This is a genomic window from Insulibacter thermoxylanivorax (genome assembly GCF_015472005.1).
GTDB classification, from domain to species: domain Bacteria; phylum Bacillota; class Bacilli; order Paenibacillales; family DA-C8; genus Insulibacter; species Insulibacter thermoxylanivorax.
The window spans coordinates 1-17054 of the sequence record NZ_BMAQ01000048.1 but is presented as its reverse complement, the minus strand read 5'-3'; the positions used below and the strand labels follow the sequence as shown (position 1 = coordinate 17054).

Genomic DNA, 17054 nt, shown 5'->3' with positions numbered 1-17054 from the left:
AATGAAGGAGGCATGCAAGATGTCCAACAACCGCTATGACGCCAATGTTATCATCGTTGGCGGTGCTGTTGCCGGAGCCTCATTGGCCTGCGCTCTGGCCAGATACAATCTTAAAGTGCTGCTCTTCGACCGCCGCAAAGACCCTGGAAGCATGAACCGCGGTGACGGCTTGCAGCCGCGAACCCTGGAGATCCTGGAACGCTGGGGAGCACTGCCCGATCTCGTCAAGTACCCCAATCTCAAGTCTTACGGCATCGAACTGCACCATCCCGTCCTCAAACAATTGATGAAAATCGACCTTAAGCCAATCAGCGGCAGCAAGTATAACTACATCTTGAACATCCCCCATCGCTATATCGAGCAAGGTCTGCTGGATTATGCAGCCAAACATGAACAGGTAGTGATCCAGCGGGGAGTGCTCGTGGACCGAGTCATCTTCGACGATCAGCAGCAGGCCTGCGGCGTAGTCGTGCGGCAGGGCGGAAACGAAACAGTATACCAAGCGCCTGTCATCATCGCAGCAGACGGCGGACTCTCGACGATTCGCGGGCAATTGGGAATTCGTGCGGATCGCCAAGTTTACAATCACGAGCTTGTCGTCCTTCATATGGTGCGGCCGGATTGGTACGCTGGAGATCTGCGCACCCAGGTGCATCTGCATCGCGACGGTGCGGTGGTCTTGATCCCGCTGCCCGATCAACAGATGCGCATCACCATCGTCGTCCCCTCTGGAGAAGCTTCCAAGTGGCGTAAGATGACGGATGAACAGTTAGTGGCCGAGTTAACGAAGCGCGTGCCCAAACTCCAATCCGTTCCCATCCAACGAGAGGGGGAACATATCTACAAGATGGTGCGCATGCATGCGGAGCAGTATTCACGCCAAGGGATCGCGCTGATCGGGGATGCCGCCCATCTGACCCACGCTAGTTCGGGTCAAGGGATGAACATGGCGATCCAGGATGCGGATCTGCTCAGCGAGTTATTGTACCGCTATTTTGCTGGATCGATCAGCTTGGAGAAGGCATATGAGATTTACGAGCAGATTCGCAAACCCATCAATGAAGACATTATCTCGCGCTCCAACTTCATGTCCACTGTTGTTTACACACCAAGTCCTATCGCTCACACGATGAAGATGCTCGGCATGTTCTCTACCCGTTTGATCCCCGGTTTGCGCAGCAAGATCGGCGGCAAGATCGCCCGCGGAATCTCAGGAATCGAGCAGAATGAAGTCATTGACAGATCGCTGTCAGCTCTAATAGAACCTATGTAAAAGTTATTATCGGGAGAACGATTCGTATGAGCAGTGGGAAAGTTCATATCGTACTCGGAGTAACACAAAATTATCTGTGGAAGTTAGGTTTGTACAAGTGTCTTGAGAATAAGCCGGGTTATGAAGTTGCCGCGGAATTCTCACATGGGGAACAGATCATTCAATACTGTTTAAACTGCCCTCCCAGGCTACTTGTATTAGACCATGAATTGTACGACATGAGCACTTATGATCTGCAGCGCCGATTAGTGCAAGAGAATATCGATATTCCCATCCTGCTGGTCGGTCAAAGTCACGCGCCCTGCGATCTTGATATAGCCGAATACTTCGCAGCGGGCATCATCAAGGGATATATTCTGACTGCTTGTACCGAAGAACAGCTCATCGATGCAATCACCCATGTAAGCAAGAACAAGATTTGGTGTTCGCCGACCTGCAGCGCCAGCCTCTTCGCGGATCAAATCTCCAACCGGATGAAGAAACAAACGGCTAAGAAGATCAAGAATATCACTTCCCGTGAACAAGAAGTTTTGTATCTGATGTTCAAGGGTCTCAATAACAGTGAGATCTCTGACCTGCTGTGCCTGAGTATCAATACCGTCCAAAATCATATCTGCAATATCTATTCCAAATTGGGCGTCCGCGAACGGCTCAAAGCCTTGAATCTCGCTAGAAACTTAGGTTTAATCGATTGACAAACATCCATAACATAGGCGCATATCGTTCTCTTGATCATAACGAGCAGGAGGGGGCGGTCAGCCCCCTGCCTCTCATACCACCTGGTCCTTCTTCCGTCCGTTGGCATACTCCATTGACCGTAACTCTGGAATTGAGGTCAGCACGACTGAGTTTTAGGAGTCTGTCACTGCGGTCGGGACATGAAGAGGATGGATTCTCAACCCTTCGCAATCGCTGCTTCCACTTCACTCATCGGAATGCCGAGCGCTTTGGCAACCCCTTCGCCGTAAGCGGGATCCGCTTGCCAACAATGGTTGATATGGCGCAGCTGCACTTCCTTCGTCGTACCCTGCATCGCCCGTGCGGTGTTTGCAAACAACCGCTGCTGCTCTTCATGGGACATCAGGCGGAACAGTTTGCCCGGCTGCTCGAAGTAGTTGTCATCATCTTCGCGGAAATTCCAATGACTCGCATTGCCGAACAGATCCAGTTCCGGTTCTTGATGTTCCTTGCTGTCCTGATGTTCGCCGTAACTGTTCGGGCTGTAAGTGACCTGGTTCGCACCGCCGACATTCGGATGCAGGACACGCATCGCACCGTCTCGATGATACGGATTGAAGTTCTCCGCCTTCTTCGGATAGTTCACGGGGATCTGCCAGTAATTCACGCCTAAGCGGTAGCGCTGCGCATCCCCGTAAGAGAACAGACGGCCTTGCAGCATGCGGTCCGGCGAGAAGCCGATGCCCGGCACGATATTCGCTGGAGAGAAGGCGGCTTGCTCCACCTCAGCGAAATAGTTTTCTGGATTGCGATGAAGTTCCAGCTCACCGACTTCGATAAGCGGGAAATCTTTCTTATACCAAACCTTCGTCAAATCGAAGGGATTGTACGGCATGTTGTTCGCCTGTTCTTCCGTCATCACCTGGATGTAGAGCTTCCACTTCGGATAATCGCCGCGTTCGATCGCTTCATACAGATCTCTCTGATGGGAATCTCGGTCACCGGCAATGACTTGTGCTGCTTCTTCGTCCGTCCAGTTCTTGATGCCCTGCTGAGATTTGAAGTGGAATTTGACCCAGACGCGCTCATTATCGGCGTTATACATGCTGTAGGTGTGGCTGCCAAACATATGCATATGGCGATAGCTTGCCGGAATCCCGCGGTCGCTCATGATGATCGTCACTTGGTGGAGGGCCTCAGGCAGACCCGACCAGAAATCCCAATTTGCCTGCGGATTGTGCATATTCGTCTTCGGATCCCGCTTCACGACGTGGTTGAGATCCGGGAAGCGCTTCGGATCACGGAAGAAAAATACGGGGGTGTTGTTGCCTACCAGATCCCAGTTGCCGTCCTCTGTATAAAACTTGATCGCTGTCCCGCGGATATCCCGTTCTGCATCAGCCGCGCCCCGCTCACCGGCCACGGTGGAGAAACGAATGAAGACATCGGTCTTCTTGCCGATCTCGGAGAAGATCTTGGCTTTCGTATACTTGGTGATATCATGGGTGACGGTGAAGGTGCCATATGCACCGGAACCCTTGGCGTGCATACGCCGCTCCGGGATCACCTCGCGGTCAAAATGGGCTAACTTCTCCAGAAGCCAGACGTCCTGGAGCAAGACCGGACCCCGCTTGCCGGCGGTCATCGTATCATCATCATTCACCACCGGTGCACCGAAAGCGGTGGTCATCTTTTTGTTCTTGTTTTCATGGTCGGACATTGAGAATCCTCCTCAATTTATAATTATTTTTATTTTATATTAAATATAATATAGTGTCACCTATTAAATATCAATGTTTTTATTAGAAAAATTATTCTAAATATTTATTGAACGATAATGAGAATCATTTTTAATAATAAAATCCTGTGAAGAATTTTGTCTTCTCCGGGCTGCTGGCAAACAAAAGACAAAAGGCCTCCCATGAATCCGATCATGGCACGGCCTTGGAGAACATGATGAAATTGATAACTTGATTAGACCAGCTTATGTCGGTACCACTTGTCCCCTCGGAATCGCAGATAGAAGATAAGCCCTCGTACTCCCCATTCGATGACCATGGCAGTCCATACGCCCATTAGACCAAATCCGAAGGTAACGCCCACCACATAACCGAGGATGACTCGGATCAGCCACATCGTAAGCATGGCCGTTATTGAGGTAAACCGCGAATCCCCTGCGGCGCGAAGAGCCGATGGAAGCATGAAACTAAAGGTCCAAAACACCGGCTGGGCGAGCAGCACCAATACCGTTAACTCGTAGATCACCGGCACGATCTCACCCGGAGGCGAGAACAAGCTGATGATATAAGGGAAGAGCGGCAGGATGACAACTAAGGCGAATATGTACACCAAAGCGGACATCCATAGGAAAGAGCGCACATATCTGCGAGCGTCCGGCACATCTCCCCGCCCCATACACTGACCGACGACGGTTACCAGGGCGATGCTCAGAGCGCTGCCGCCGATCTGTGACAAACTCGACAGCGAACCGCCGATCGCATTGGCCGTAATCGCCAGCGTTCCAAACTGAACGATATAAGTCTGAGTCAGCAGTTTACCGCCGTTGAAGAACAGCTGCTCTGCCGCAAAGGGCACGCCGATATACATGATTTTCTTAATCACTTGGAAATCAAGATCGAACGCATCACGGAGACGAACCTTAATCTTCTGACAATAGCGCAGAAGATAGATGAGGGAGGTCAGCATGCCTATAACTCTAGCGAGGAAGAGGGAGATGACCATCCCCACGATTCCCATATCCAAACCAACGATGAATAGCAGGTTCAGAATAAAATAAGCGAAGTTCATGATCACAGAGAGGAATAAACAGACTCTGGTTTCTGCGATGCCGCGCAGAACCCCGGTGATCGCGGAGTATACCGCGAAGAGCGGATAAGTGATTCCGCTGCCGATCAAGTAGATTCGTGCATTGTCCAGCACGACGGCTTCCGCCCTGCCGAAGAGCAGATGCAGGGTTGGATTGTGAAAGACGATAACAAGGACACACATGAGAAGGGACACGATCGTTACGAGTGAGAGGGCCTGAGAAGCTGCTCGGGATATCATCTTGTCGTTGCCGCTGCCCTTGTACTGTGCTACAATCACCGTACCTCCTGTCGCGACGGCGATAAACACGTTGACGATGAAGATATTCAAGGAATCGACCATGCTTACCGCACTGACAGCGGCCACTCCGGAGGAGCTGATCATCGCGGTGTTGAACATGCTCATGAGGATGATGAAAGCCTGATCTGCCAGGATCGGCATGATGATCGCGATGATCTGCTTATAATCGAAGGTGTTGCCGGAGAGGGAACGATCCAGCAAACGCATGGCATTTGTCCGTACAGCTGACATCACATTACGCATCTAGTAATCACACTTCTTGTCTATTATTTTTTGTAACACTAACTTCTATTATATCGTTTGCGGTCTGTGAATTCATAATATAAGTCACGAAACCCTCCTAAGGCTTGTCCTGCCAACTTAAGAAAGCGCTTCCGATTCCTCCACCGCCCAAAACCCCTGTTCACACACAGGAAACACCAATTCCCAGCAGCGCATGACGGCCCCCTGTACCGCTCATAATAAGTCAAGGCAAGATTATTACCGTATATAAAAAAAGGAGGTCATACGTTTTGAAAATGCGCATCGCCCTGTTCCTCATTGCCCTGATGGCCGCACTGAATCTGACGGCTTGCGGCGGCAGTGATCAAAACACGGGACAGAACAAGAATGCAGGACAGAACCAGGGGCAAAATCAAGGACAGAACAAGCCTCAGAACGGGCAGAATGGACAGGACCAGCAGGATAACGATGTGGATGTGGTGACGACGGCTTCGATCGTCAGCGAGCCGGATGCCTTCATCAACGCTGTCAGCGAGAACGGAACGTGGATCATCGTAACATTGAACGATATCACTTTGGATGAGGAAGTGATCGTCGCTGGACAGTTCCATGACAAGGGCAAGGAAGAAAACAAGATCTATCGAAAGATCGCCGCTTATGCTCAGGATGAAAACCGCACGATCACCGATTCCTATACGATCACCGTACCGCGCTTGATCGTACGCAGCGAGAACCTCAACTTCCAGGGCGGAACGCTGAAGGGCGATGTGTACGTGCAGGCGAATGGGTTCCTCCTGCATGAGACGGCCACCGTTGACGGAAACATCTACTTCGCCAATGAAGAGTATAAAGAATCTTCCCAAATCGACGGCAACGTATCCGGTGCCGTAGAAGTCTTGCAGCCCTCGGAATGAGGGCTGTTTTCATCTTGCCCAGCCCTGCCGCTCCTGATATCGTTGATACACCCGTAACCGATCGACATGGGTCAGCAAGTAGTTGGCGAAGACACCTACAGCAAATCCGCTCAACATCCCCATCAGAGACAAAAAAGGCAAGTACAACATCACCGTCCACGTCCCCGCGATCCAGCTTGCCGTAAGCAGCTGTCCGATATTGTGCAGCATCGCCCCCGTCATGCTGACGCCGATTAAGCTGATGCGTGCAGGCCCCAGCTGTTTCACGGTCCACATCCCCAGGAAACTCAGCAGCGCGCCCGACGCACTGTAAAGGAAAGAAGAAATCGTCCCGCCCAGCAGCATCGCAAGGGTGATGCGTATGGCAATCACCTTGCTGACATCCTTGGCAGGAAGCGTATATAAGGCCATCAACGTAATGATATTGGCAAGCCCCAGCTTGGCGCCGGGGGCGAAGGCAAAGGGAAAGGGGATCGCCCGTTCGATCAATGAAATGACCACCCCTTGCGAAGCTAATAAGGCGATGTAGACGATTCGTTGGTTATCCCGCATCGGCTGTCTTCTCCTGACGGTGACTCATTCGGGTTAATAACTGAGGATAATCTCATCCTCCTGCTCTCCTTCTGCTTGAATCTCGATGAGCACGCGATGAGGCAAACATACGACGGTCTGGCCGGGACGGGAGATCCACCCCATGCGCACGCAAACCTGATCCTTGCATGTCGCGGCTTTGATACGGATGGCCTGCCCGTCAACTTCAATGGTATTGGATGCAAAATCCGAGTTCTGGATAACAAACGCTTCCTTCCCCTCGTGCCCTGTTAGGACAACACGCTTTACAACCTCTTGATCCACCGAGATCACAGCTGTGTACACTGTCCCCGCCGTCAGGGACTGCTGATAAGCAAAGACAGCCAGCGGCACAAAGGAAAGAAGGATGAACAGCAGCAGCAAGACCACATCCCAGGGTTTCATCATGCGGAAGATCTGTTTCATCTCGTTCATCCTTTAGATGTTTACGGCTTATGATCCGAGTAGATCGATCGCACGTCCCCGTACCACCAGCGGCTCAGCCGGCGCTGCAGACAAGGGATCACCCAGTAGTCAAGCCCAAAGGTGCGTCCCGATCCATTCATTAAAGCGATCGAAGCAGGAAGTGCCCAGAACAGATTCCATCCGAGCATCGCGGACAAGGTGAACATCAAGAGGAACCCGGCGCTCGCCAGACTGGCCAGCCAGGTGAACAAGCCGAAGATTAGAGCCAGACCGATCGCCAGTTCCGCGAATACGACGACTTTCTGCATGAACACCGCCATTCCCGGGTTAGGAAGCATGATTCGCATCAAGCCTTCGAAGATGCCGGGCATCTTGCTTAAGATCGGCGTCACCTCGGTTCCGGCGTCGCCGCCGACGGGCGTCGCTCCGCTGGTCGCCGTATGCAGCCATTCGAAAGGCATGCGGACAGTGGAGCCGACGAGCCAGGAATCCGGGCCCAGCCCTTGGAAGAGCAGCGGGACGCTGGCTAAGTTCTCCGTGCCGGCCTCCCATGTGGACCTGCCCCAGAGCTTCGCTCCCGCTTCCGAGATCCAGAAGGCGCCGACATAGATGCGCAGAGGCACCGTCCACAGCACGTTGCCGTATCGATTCAGCAGATTGCGGAAGATGCTGCGGCGGTCCCGCGTCTCGAAGAACTCGTGGCGGATATACTGCCACATGTAATAGCCGCTGCGAATCGTAAAGAGATAATATAAGTTCACCAGATGCTTCATGAAGATCGCAAAGAAGCCGCTAAGCCGAATCCCGTTCAGATTCGCAACCCCATAGCGGGCCCCGATCGAGACCATGAAGCCGTGATAGTTGCCTTTATAGGCGGTTTTCTTCCCGCCGCTGATCGCAGCGATGATATTCTTAGCAGCCGTAGCCGCTGTTTGCTCCGCGGCTTCGACGATCTGCGGCACGGGCTTGTTCGGCTCCTCTTCATAATAAGCCAGATCACCGACCACATAGACATCCTCGGCATCGACGGATTCCATATATTCGTTGACGATGAGCCGCCCTGCACGTCCTGAGGTGAAGCCGAAGGGCTCAACGTCGGAATTGGCTTTCACGCCCGCCGTCCAGATCAAAGTATACGCAAGGATCTCTTCACCGGATTTGAGGACGATCGAACTTTCCTTCACTTCAACGATCGGCGAGTTCTTAAGGATCTTAATGCCGTGCTTGACCATGTAAGCTTCCGCTTTGTCGGCGTCCTTGCGATCAAGCATGTTCAAGATCGTCGGCGCGGCTTCGACCACATACAGCGTGATGTCCTCAGGCCGCAGCTTATGATCCAGGGCCAGCCGCTCCCTCCACTCAAGCAGCTCGCCGGCCATCTCGATGCCGGTAAAACCGGAGCCGCAGACGATGAAGGTCAACATGGCCCGCCGTTTATCCTCGTCGAGTTCCATGGAAGCGGCGCGAACCGTCTGCTCGATATGCTCGCGAAGCCGTACGGCATCTTCCCAGGACCATAACGTGAAAGCATATTCCTTCACGCCCGGCGTGCCGAAATCATTAGGCTCCCCGCCCATGCCCAGGATGAGGTAATCATACGGGAATTCACCGCTCGATGTGATAACCCGCTTTCCCTCTCGATCCACATGCTGCACCACATCGGTGACGAGATTCACCTTGGTGCGGTTGAACAGGCGGCGCAGGTCGAATTGCACAGCATCCGGTTCCACCCGATGGCCTGCTACTTCATGCAGTTCCGTCATCATGGTGTGATAGGAGTGCCGGTCGATTAATGTGATGGAAACGGTCGAATCTTTCCTATAATGCCTGGCGAGTTTCTTCGCTGCGTGAACGCCTGCGTACCCGGCGCCGATGATGACGATCCTCGTCTCAGTCATGTTCTTCACTCCGATCCAAGTTAGAATACACGCTGCGCGGTTCGTACATGCCAACCTGCGTATTGGCATCCTGCATGATTGGACAGCGGGCGATTCATACTACTTATTATGGTTGGGCTCGGAACAAATATGCAGCAGGTGCGCGGAAGGATGCGTGCAGGCTAAGGGGGGGAGAACATGGCGCCGCGCTTGGAAGTACGAGAGGTCAGTTTCCATTACGAAGAACCGCTGCACAGCTCGCAAGCGGTCATTAAGGCGGTATCCTTCACCGCCGACGCCGGCGAATGGCTAGCGATCGTCGGCATGAGCGGCTCCGGCAAGACGACGCTGGCGAAGCTGCTCGCCGGTCTGCTGACGCCGGCCAAAGGCGAGATCCGAATCGACGGCCAACCGGTTCAATCTTCAGCAGCCAAGCGAAGCGGCATCGTCTTCCAAAATCCAGAACACCAGTTCATCGGCGCTACGGTTCAGGATGATATTGCCTTCGGACTGGAGAACATGAATATAGCTTGGGAAGATATGAAACGCCGGGTGGAAATAGCGCTGGATCGAGCGGGGTTAAGGGATTACCGGCATCATGATCCCTCACGCCTGTCCAGCGGGCTGAAACAGCGGGCAGCGATCGCCGCGGTTCTGGCGATGATGCCGGCGGTGGTCATCCTGGACGAAGCCTTCGTGATGCTCGATCCCCGCAGCCGGCGTGAATTATCCGCTCTGTTGAGGGGATTAGCTGTCGAAGAAGGGATCGCTGTCATCTCGATCACCCATGATATGGATGAGGCGGCGCAAGCCGATCGGATCCTGATGATGGCCGATGGCAGAATCATCGAAGATGCCGCGCCGGAGCGGTTCTTCACGGCTCGTCCCGAAGCTGCTCCGCCCTTTGCCGAGGCGATTCGGCGGCGACTTCGGTCATCCGAAATAAACAAGCTGAGAAGGAATAAGAAGCAGCGCTCAGCAAATGAAGTTCCGGTACCAGACTTCTATATGACGGAAGACGAATTGGTGGAATGGTTATGCAGATCACGCTGACAGATGTCTCCGTCGATTACCGTTCCGGACCCTTGCGCACCCCGAATGTCCTCCATGCCGTGAGTGCCGCTGTTCGTTCGGGTTCCTATACAGCCGTCGTCGGCCATGCTGGTTCTGGAAAATCAACTCTATTGAAAGTGCTGAGCGGTCTGTTGCTGCCGCGAAGCGGAACAGTGCAGATCGGAGATCAGGTCATCCGCGGCGGCGTAACGAGCAAGCAAGATTGGCAGCGAATCCGCCATAAAATCGGCCTCGTCTTCCAGTATCCAGAAACCCAGCTGTTCGCTGAAACGGTGGAACAGGATATCTGTTTCGGTCCCTTGAATATGGGAGTTTCCCTTGCAGAAGCTAAATCCTTAGCGAGGGAACTGATCATCCGTGTCGGTCTCGATCCGGCATTGCTCCATGCTTCGCCCTACTCTCTATCCGGCGGCCAGAAGCGAAGGACGGCCCTTGCCGGCATCCTGGCCATGAAGCCTGAGGTCCTGCTCCTCGATGAACCCGGTGCCGGCTTGGATCCAGAAGGGAAGATGCACATCCTCGATCTCATCCATGACTGGCATCAAACATACGAAGCCACGACGATTCTGGCCACGCAAGACATCGATGATGCCGTCCGCTATGCTGAGGAACTGATCATCATGGCTGAAGGACGGATCGTCATGCAAGGCAGCGCCCGTGAGCTTCTCAGCGATCCCGAGCGGCTCACTTCCCTGCAAGTTGAGCTTCCCCGCGCTCGCCGCCTGCAGCTGAGAATCGAAGCAGCACTGCGCACCAAGCTGCCGCGGGTCTGTCTAACCGCTGAAGAACTGGCTGATACCTTGTACGAGGCGGGCTTCGCATGAATCAGCTGCTGCTGGGCCGATATATGGCCGGTGATTCATGGATTCATCGTTTGGATCCGCGAGCGAAACTGGGAGCGGGGATTGGCTTTATCGGGATCTTGTTTCTGATGAATAATTGGCCAACCATGCTGCTGTTGTGGTTCTTTACATTTCTCGCCATGTTCATGACAGGGATCGGATTCAGCATCTATGTACGCGGAGTTCGCCCGCTGATCTGGATCATTCTGTTCACTGTGGGCATGCAGCTGTTCTTCACAGCCGGGGGGAAGATCTATTGGGAATGGGGTATCTTCACGATCTCGCAGCATGGGATGAGACGGGGGCTTCTGGCCTTCAGCCGTTTCGTCATGCTCGTCTTCATCTCCACGGTCATCACCTTGACGACCAAACCGATAGACCTTGCAGATGCCATCCACGACCTGTTGAAACCTCTCCAGCGCCTGCGAATTCCCGCGGCGGAGTTCGCTTTCATGCTGGCCATCTCACTGCGTCTCATCCCAACACTGCTGGATGAAGCGCAGCGAGTCATCGATGCCCAGCGTTCGCGCGGAGCCCGCATCGGCGAGGGTTCGCTTCTGCAGCAGATGAAGGCGCTGGTTCCGATCTTCCTGCCGCTCTTCTCGATTACGCTGAAGCGAGCAGAAGAGATGGCCGATGCGATGGAAGCCAGGGGTTACCGCCCCGGCGTGAAGCGCTCCCGCTTCCGCAGATTCACTTGGCACGCCCGCGATACCATCGCTCTCCTCGTGATGGTGATCCTCACATACTGCTTGCTGCAGCTCAGATCATAATCAAAAAGGGCTGTCCAATAAGTCAGCCATGATTGCCTGATGGGCAGCCTAGCGCGTACCCCTCGCGTACGAAGTTCCGCTTATACGTACACTTATACGTACACGCACTCTGAGACAACAGGATCTGTCGACTCGCACGCTGTTCCTGTCTCGACGTAACTTGAGACATCAAGTATTGTCGTCTCGCACGTTGTTCCCGCCTCCACGCAGCTGAGACATCAAGTATTGTCGTCTCGCACGTTGTTCCCGCCTCGACGCAGCTGAGACATCAAGTATTATCGTCTCGCAAGCTAATTCCGCCTCCACGCAACCTGAATCGACAATAATTTTTGTCTCACACACCGAATAGCATCATTCGAACGCTATAACGCTCATTTCTGTCGTTTCACGCGCTTGCCGTACCACACACCTGCCGTCTCACGCACCGGATCTGCTCGTCTGCATGTTCATATGCACACAAAAATGGGCTGTCCATCGGTCAGTCTTCACTGACTTATTGGACAGCCCTTTGTTTGTCATATGTATGGTGGGCTCTCAGGGGCTCGAACCCTGGACCTGATGATTAAGAGTCACCTGCTCTACCAACTGAGCTAAGAGCCCGTATTGCTGTGTAAGTTGTCCGCTCAGCGAATCAACAAGATTTATTTTACTCGCTGTGAGGCGGAATGTCAATTCGATTTTCGCATGTATTTTATTCCATTTCCTCGATCCTTTAGCCCCATCATTCCATACAATAATGATTAAGGAGCCGCCACACAATACGAAAAGCTTCCGCCAAGCCGATCAGCACGACATGATCTAAGCTCTCGGCGAAAGCTTCTTTATTCATCATCTTATCTGTTTCAGCCCTCGTAAGCTTTCATATACAAGTTCATGATATCTTCCTTGGTTACTTCTCTCGGGTTGCCTCCCGTACATACGTCCCTCATCGCTTGTTCCGCCAACTTCTCAACATCGGCAGGGTTAAAGGCAGTCTCCTTCAAGGATGGGATTCCGACTTGCTTAGACAGTTTGCGCACCGCATCCACAGCCATCTTCGCTGCTTCTTCAATGGACTTAGCCGCGGAAGTATCTACGCCCATCGCTTTGGCTATATTCGCGAACTTCTCAGGGCAGGCTTCCATGTTGAATTCCATTACGTAAGGCAGCAGGATCGCGTTGGTTGCACCGTGCGGCAGGTCATATTCCGATCCCAGCTGATGCGCCATGCTGTGCACGATGCCGAGGCCGGCATTCGAGTTCGCGATTATGCTGTTTCTATGGGCTTTTTCTCAGAATCACCTGTTTGGTTTTCTAAATTCTTAATCACTTCGTAACAACGAATTTATAAAAAGTTTATATTTGTTTTCTATACTGAAAGTTACATGAGAGGTCTTGAACAAAGGAGATCGCGATGATGAACACCAGGCTTAACATCCTTAGAAACTACGAAACCTACTGCTATCAAATTTGTTACCATATGCTGAGAGATGAGCGGCTGGCTGTGGAAACCGCCAAGCAGGCACTCATCGATGTGTATCAGGAAGCAGAGTTCTTCGGACGGAGCCATCGGGAGAGACAAGAGATGATTCGCCGAATCGCCGTCAGAAGATCGTTGCAGGCATACGTTGAGAACGAGGCAGCGGACAGAATCCCAGCGTCAGTCTAGCAAGCGAATGTGTCTCACGCCACCCTTCGTTTATCAGGCTGCCCCGCCGTACTCAACCCAATATGAACCTTGTCTCAGCGTACTGATGTGAGATCCGAGCATCCCATCTGATCTGCTGAGCATCCGGAGATGACCGCTCGCCAGATCGATGACTTCATCGAGCTGCATGCTTAATCATCCAGTTCTGCATATTCAAAATCTCTGATCGCACATACCGCTTTGATCAACATGGGATTTTCCTGCTCGGATGAGCGGTACACGATCCACAACCGATTAGCAGCATATCTGCTCGGTCTCCATAACTCCTGTAATTCTCCCCGCGTTAGTTCCTCCCGGATCAGATAATCCGGCAGCACGCTGATCCCCACGCCGCGCAGCACCAGCTTCTTAATCGCCCGCAGATCGGGCACGATCCACTTAGGTTGGATCATCGCCCGCTCGCCAAAGGCTTCCTGCCAGAAACGGCGGATGATGGGCAGTTCATAGCTGTAGGCGATCCAGTTTCTCTGTTCCAAGGATCGCTTGATTAATGCAGGGTCTTGCTCTGGACCTGCTTGAGAAGAAAATGGAGATGTGGCTGGATCAGTTGCTGGATCAGTTGCTGGATCAGCAACTCGTCGTTTCGCAGTCGGCTCCGCAGCTGGCAGCATCTCCTCTTCCGCAGAAGCAGTCAAGATGAATCGCTCTTCCAGCAATTCTTTGTAGACAAGGCCCTGACTTGCGATGTGCTGGGTTGCGATAACGAGATCGAGTTCGTGGTTCTTCAGATCTTGAAGCAAGCTTTGCGGATCTCCCAAGCGAATCGAGATTCGGTAGGGAAGAGCCGTTATCTTCTCCAGCAGACGCTCATAGATATATTCAGCAGGACCGCCGATGCGCAGGACGGATGAGGACATGCGGGTGTGGAAACCGGTGCTGACATGTTCCAAGCGGTCGATGGCCGGGGCGATCTGTGCGTAGAGACTATGGGCTCGTTCTGTAGGAATCAACTGCCGCGGCGCACGATGGAACAGGGGTTCTCCGATCTCTGCCTCCAGGGAGGCCAGATGTTGACTAAGTGCGGGCTGGGTCATATGCCGCAGGACAGCGGCCGAAGAGATGGAACCCTGTCGATAGATCGCGATAAAGGAACGGAACCATTCGAAATCTGCCATAATTTTTTTTATACCTTCCCATCGTTTTTTCTGTTTGAATCATACCACATTATTCCTTAAACTGGAATCAGCACTCCGGAGTGAATAACGATGTGGAGGGAACATTCGATGTCACAATCCAACAAGATACTTATGGTCGTCACCAGCCACTCGTCGATCGATGAGGATCATCCGACGGGAATCTGGCTTTCGGAATTCGCAGAACCATATAACTTATTCGTGCAAGCGGGTTACACGATCGATGTAGCCAGCGTACAAGGCGGAAAGGCGCCGATCGATCCGCGGAGTTTGAGCGCGAATAAGGAGGAATGGAAGGAAGCCGTCGAACGGCTGAATGAAACGTTGTTGGTGCGGGAACTGGACGGCATAGATGAATATGCCGCACTATTCCTGCCCGGCGGGCACGGCACGATGTTCGATCTGCCGGACGATGAACACTTGCAGCGGCTGATTGCCGAATTCGCCGAGTCCGGACGGGTCGTCGCCGCAGTCTGCCACGGTCCGGCAGCACTTGTTAATATCACGCTGAAGAACGGCGAGCCTTACGTGAAAGGCAAGCGGCTGACCTCCTTCACGGACGATGAAGAACGGGCAGCCAAATTCGACACGCTCATGCCTTTCCTGCTGGAAAGCCGTTTAAGAGAATTAGGTGCGGAATTCATCCACGCTCCCCTGTGGGAGAACCACGTAGAAGTCGACGGCACGCTGGTCACAGGCCAGAACCCCCAATCCAGCGAAGCAGCCGCCCAGAAAGTGCTCGAGCTGCTCAAGGGCTGAGCCATTGTCTGCTGAGGTTGTTGCGATGGGCAGCGATCACATGGGCTCAGTAACCGCAGACGGCTGTAGTTGGCTATAAGCGATAAGGCGGCAGTCTGTTGTCACGGTTCGCTGGGGTCACTGCACGCAGTAGGTGTTGTTGATTCATTAGCATTTTAGGATCTATAGAGGATATGGGACGGAATCGAGGAAGTCCTCCTGCTCCAACACGGAGTCGGAGGATTTTCTGTTGATTGTATCCTTGAAAACACATGCAGTCCTGCAATTTTATACGATTTTTAGGATACAACAGTTTGCATGGAATGCTGATCCAGGAGCCTTTTATGCTAAATTTAGGACAAAAACCAACATCGTACCTTCCGGAGGAATCCGATCATCATCTTTTATACTAGATTTAGTATATAATCTTCTAATCTTCGCGGTTCCCCGCTCAACCTACATTCTACCTTGAACATTTCAGAAATGTAAAGTTCTTCTTTTCATCCGAATCGCCGGACCGTCATATTGCAATCTCCAGCAGGGGCAAGATCTGCTATAATAACAATGCTTATATCACTCAAGGAGTATGACGATCGATGAATCATAAATTTCACTCCAAATATTTCATTACAATGAAAGATATCGTACGGGAAGGGGACCCCATTCTTCATCAACCAACACAGGAAGTGAGCCTGCCCCTGTCAGAAGAAGATCGAGAAACGTTAATCTGCATGATGAATTTCCTAAAAAACAGCCAAAACCCCGAACTGGCCAAAAAATACAACCTGCGCGAAGGTGTGGGATTATCAGCAAACCAGATCGGACTGAACAAGCGGATGTTCGTTGCTTATTTTCAAGATGAGAAGGGCGAGCAGCATGAACACACTCTGATCAATCCGCGAATCATCAGTCATTCGGTCTCCATGGTCTATCTGCCGCCCAGCGAAGGCTGCCTGTCTGTAGATCGCGAAATCGTGGGATTCGTCCCAAGATACGAGCGGATCAGAGTTAAGGGTTTCGACATAAACGGGGAACCCGTGGAATTAAAACTTAAAGGTTATGCCTCCATCGTCTTCCAGCATGAAATCGATCATCTGGATGGGATCATGTTCTATGAACGAATCAATCCCGATAACCCCTTCTATGTGCCGGAGAATTGCAGAAGCTTATTCTAATCGTATTTGTTATGCATACATTCTTAAGATGTGTGCATTTTTGTTGGGCAATGAGGATGCTGTGCTAACCAAGCCCCACTGTATAAAAAAGCAAACCACTTCATGATGAAGTGGTTTGCCGCTGGTTTTAGTGAATTAAACGCCACGGACCGTTCTGATCCAATCCAGGCTCTACGCCTTGATTCCACCACAGGGATTGATACAGTCGTCCGTTGTGGGATACGATCTCATTAATATAGATTACAGTCGGGTCCCATGCCGGATAATCATCAACGGGAACAGGATCCGGATCATAACCGGGAGCATCGCCGATCAGGATCCACGGGCCCCACGGTCCAGTGGTGCCGGGCTCTTGCCCTTGCGTCCACCACAGGGCTTGCCACAGTTTCCCGTTGTGGATCACGATCTCGTTGGTGTATACGACATTCGGATCCCATACAGGATACTCTGTCACCGGCGGTTCAGGTTCACCCGGTTCTCCAGGCTCTCCTGGTTCACCCGGCTCTCCAGGCTCTCCTGGTTCACCCGGCTCTCCAGGCTCTCCCG

The 17054-nt window shown here is 52.5% G+C and carries 18 protein-coding genes and 1 tRNA gene; 9 read left to right on the top strand and 10 right to left on the bottom strand.

What is annotated here, in order from left to right:
- Positions 1-19: 19 nt before the first annotated feature.
- Both PRECH8_RS13735 and PRECH8_RS13730 read left to right on the top strand, forming a co-directional pair.
- On the top strand, positions 20-1273 hold the full coding sequence (locus PRECH8_RS13735) for an FAD-dependent oxidoreductase (RefSeq protein ID WP_200967663.1): 1254 nt from the start codon (positions 20-22) through the stop codon (positions 1271-1273).
- 218 nt (positions 1274-1491) lie between these two features.
- Positions 1492-1968, top strand: a complete 477-nt coding sequence (locus tag PRECH8_RS13730) for a response regulator transcription factor (RefSeq protein WP_200967662.1) — start codon at positions 1492-1494, stop codon at positions 1966-1968.
- Between the two features lie 200 nt (positions 1969-2168).
- Here PRECH8_RS13730 and PRECH8_RS13725 read toward each other — a convergent pair whose 3' ends face one another.
- Together PRECH8_RS13725 and PRECH8_RS13720 are read right to left on the bottom strand one after the other, a co-directional pair.
- Positions 2169-3671, bottom strand: a complete 1503-nt coding sequence (locus PRECH8_RS13725) for a catalase (RefSeq protein ID WP_200967661.1) — start codon at positions 3669-3671, stop codon at positions 2169-2171.
- A 254-nt stretch (positions 3672-3925) separates the two neighbouring features.
- Entirely contained in the window at positions 3926-5320 is a 1395-nt protein-coding gene (locus PRECH8_RS13720) for an MATE family efflux transporter (protein WP_200967660.1), read from the bottom strand.
- 275 nt (positions 5321-5595) lie between these two features.
- On the opposite strand from PRECH8_RS13720, the gene PRECH8_RS13715 reads away from it, so the two are divergent.
- Complete coding sequence (locus PRECH8_RS13715; RefSeq protein WP_200967712.1) at positions 5596-6213, top strand: hypothetical protein; 618 nt, start codon at positions 5596-5598, stop codon at positions 6211-6213.
- A 9-nt stretch (positions 6214-6222) separates the two neighbouring features.
- On the opposite strand, the gene PRECH8_RS13710 is transcribed toward PRECH8_RS13715, so the two are convergent.
- Genes PRECH8_RS13710 through PRECH8_RS13700 form a run of 3 tightly spaced genes read right to left on the bottom strand, consistent with a single transcriptional unit; the run spans position 6223 to position 9107 of the window.
- Positions 6223-6765, bottom strand: a complete 543-nt coding sequence (locus PRECH8_RS13710; protein WP_200967659.1) for a Gx transporter family protein — start codon at positions 6763-6765, stop codon at positions 6223-6225.
- Between the two features lie 33 nt (positions 6766-6798).
- Positions 6799-7209 (bottom strand): NusG domain II-containing protein, encoded by a 411-nt coding sequence (locus PRECH8_RS13705; protein WP_207161806.1) that lies wholly within the window; start codon positions 7207-7209, stop codon positions 6799-6801.
- A 20-nt stretch (positions 7210-7229) separates the two neighbouring features.
- A complete protein-coding gene (locus PRECH8_RS13700; RefSeq protein WP_200967657.1) occupies positions 7230-9107 on the bottom strand; it encodes an FAD-dependent oxidoreductase in 1878 nt (625 codons plus the stop codon).
- A 177-nt stretch (positions 9108-9284) separates the two neighbouring features.
- On the opposite strand from PRECH8_RS13700, the gene PRECH8_RS13695 reads away from it, so the two are divergent.
- From PRECH8_RS13695 to PRECH8_RS13685, 3 genes are read left to right on the top strand one after another with little or no spacing between them, the layout of a single operon-like run.
- Positions 9285-10139, top strand: coding sequence for an ATP-binding cassette domain-containing protein (locus PRECH8_RS13695; RefSeq protein ID WP_200967656.1), 855 nt, complete (start codon positions 9285-9287; stop codon positions 10137-10139).
- Entirely contained in the window at positions 10124-10984 is an 861-nt protein-coding gene (locus PRECH8_RS13690; RefSeq protein ID WP_242457595.1) for an ATP-binding cassette domain-containing protein, read from the top strand. Before PRECH8_RS13695 ends, PRECH8_RS13690 begins: the two co-directional genes overlap by 16 nt.
- Positions 10981-11775: an energy-coupling factor transporter transmembrane component T family protein gene (locus PRECH8_RS13685; protein WP_200967654.1), complete on the top strand. Its 795-nt coding sequence runs from the start codon at positions 10981-10983 to the stop codon at positions 11773-11775. Before PRECH8_RS13690 ends, PRECH8_RS13685 begins: the two co-directional genes overlap by 4 nt.
- A 524-nt stretch (positions 11776-12299) precedes the next feature.
- On the opposite strand, the gene PRECH8_RS13680 is transcribed toward PRECH8_RS13685, so the two are convergent.
- Together PRECH8_RS13680 and PRECH8_RS13675 are read right to left on the bottom strand one after the other, a co-directional pair.
- Positions 12300-12375: transfer RNA gene (locus PRECH8_RS13680), tRNA-Lys, on the bottom strand.
- 242 nt (positions 12376-12617) lie between these two features.
- Positions 12618-13022: a dehydroquinate synthase/iron-containing alcohol dehydrogenase family protein gene (locus PRECH8_RS13675; protein WP_276569122.1), complete on the bottom strand. Its 405-nt coding sequence runs from the start codon at positions 13020-13022 to the stop codon at positions 12618-12620.
- 149 nt (positions 13023-13171) lie between these two features.
- Between PRECH8_RS13675 and PRECH8_RS13670 the strand changes: the two genes are divergently transcribed.
- Entirely contained in the window at positions 13172-13423 is a 252-nt protein-coding gene (locus PRECH8_RS13670) for a hypothetical protein (protein WP_200967652.1), read from the top strand.
- Between the two features lie 33 nt (positions 13424-13456).
- Here the strand turns inward: PRECH8_RS13670 and PRECH8_RS14670 are convergent, their stop codons facing one another.
- Both PRECH8_RS14670 and PRECH8_RS13665 read right to left on the bottom strand, forming a co-directional pair.
- A complete protein-coding gene (locus PRECH8_RS14670) occupies positions 13457-13591 on the bottom strand; it encodes a hypothetical protein (RefSeq protein ID WP_276569121.1) in 135 nt (44 codons plus the stop codon).
- Positions 13592-13593: 2 nt separating this feature from the next.
- Positions 13594-14577, bottom strand: coding sequence for a LysR family transcriptional regulator (locus tag PRECH8_RS13665; RefSeq protein ID WP_200967651.1), 984 nt, complete (start codon positions 14575-14577; stop codon positions 13594-13596).
- A gap of 108 nt (positions 14578-14685) precedes the next feature.
- On the opposite strand from PRECH8_RS13665, the gene PRECH8_RS13660 reads away from it, so the two are divergent.
- Together PRECH8_RS13660 and def are read left to right on the top strand one after the other, a co-directional pair.
- Complete coding sequence (locus PRECH8_RS13660) at positions 14686-15354, top strand: type 1 glutamine amidotransferase domain-containing protein (RefSeq protein WP_200967650.1); 669 nt, start codon at positions 14686-14688, stop codon at positions 15352-15354.
- 575 nt (positions 15355-15929) lie between these two features.
- Positions 15930-16508, top strand: coding sequence for a peptide deformylase (def, locus tag PRECH8_RS13655; protein WP_200967649.1), 579 nt, complete (start codon positions 15930-15932; stop codon positions 16506-16508).
- Positions 16509-16635: 127 nt separating this feature from the next.
- On the opposite strand, the gene PRECH8_RS13650 is transcribed toward def, so the two are convergent.
- Positions 16636-16962, bottom strand: coding sequence for a carbohydrate-binding protein (locus tag PRECH8_RS13650; protein WP_242457594.1), 327 nt, complete (start codon positions 16960-16962; stop codon positions 16636-16638).
- Positions 16963-17054 lie beyond the last annotated feature (92 nt).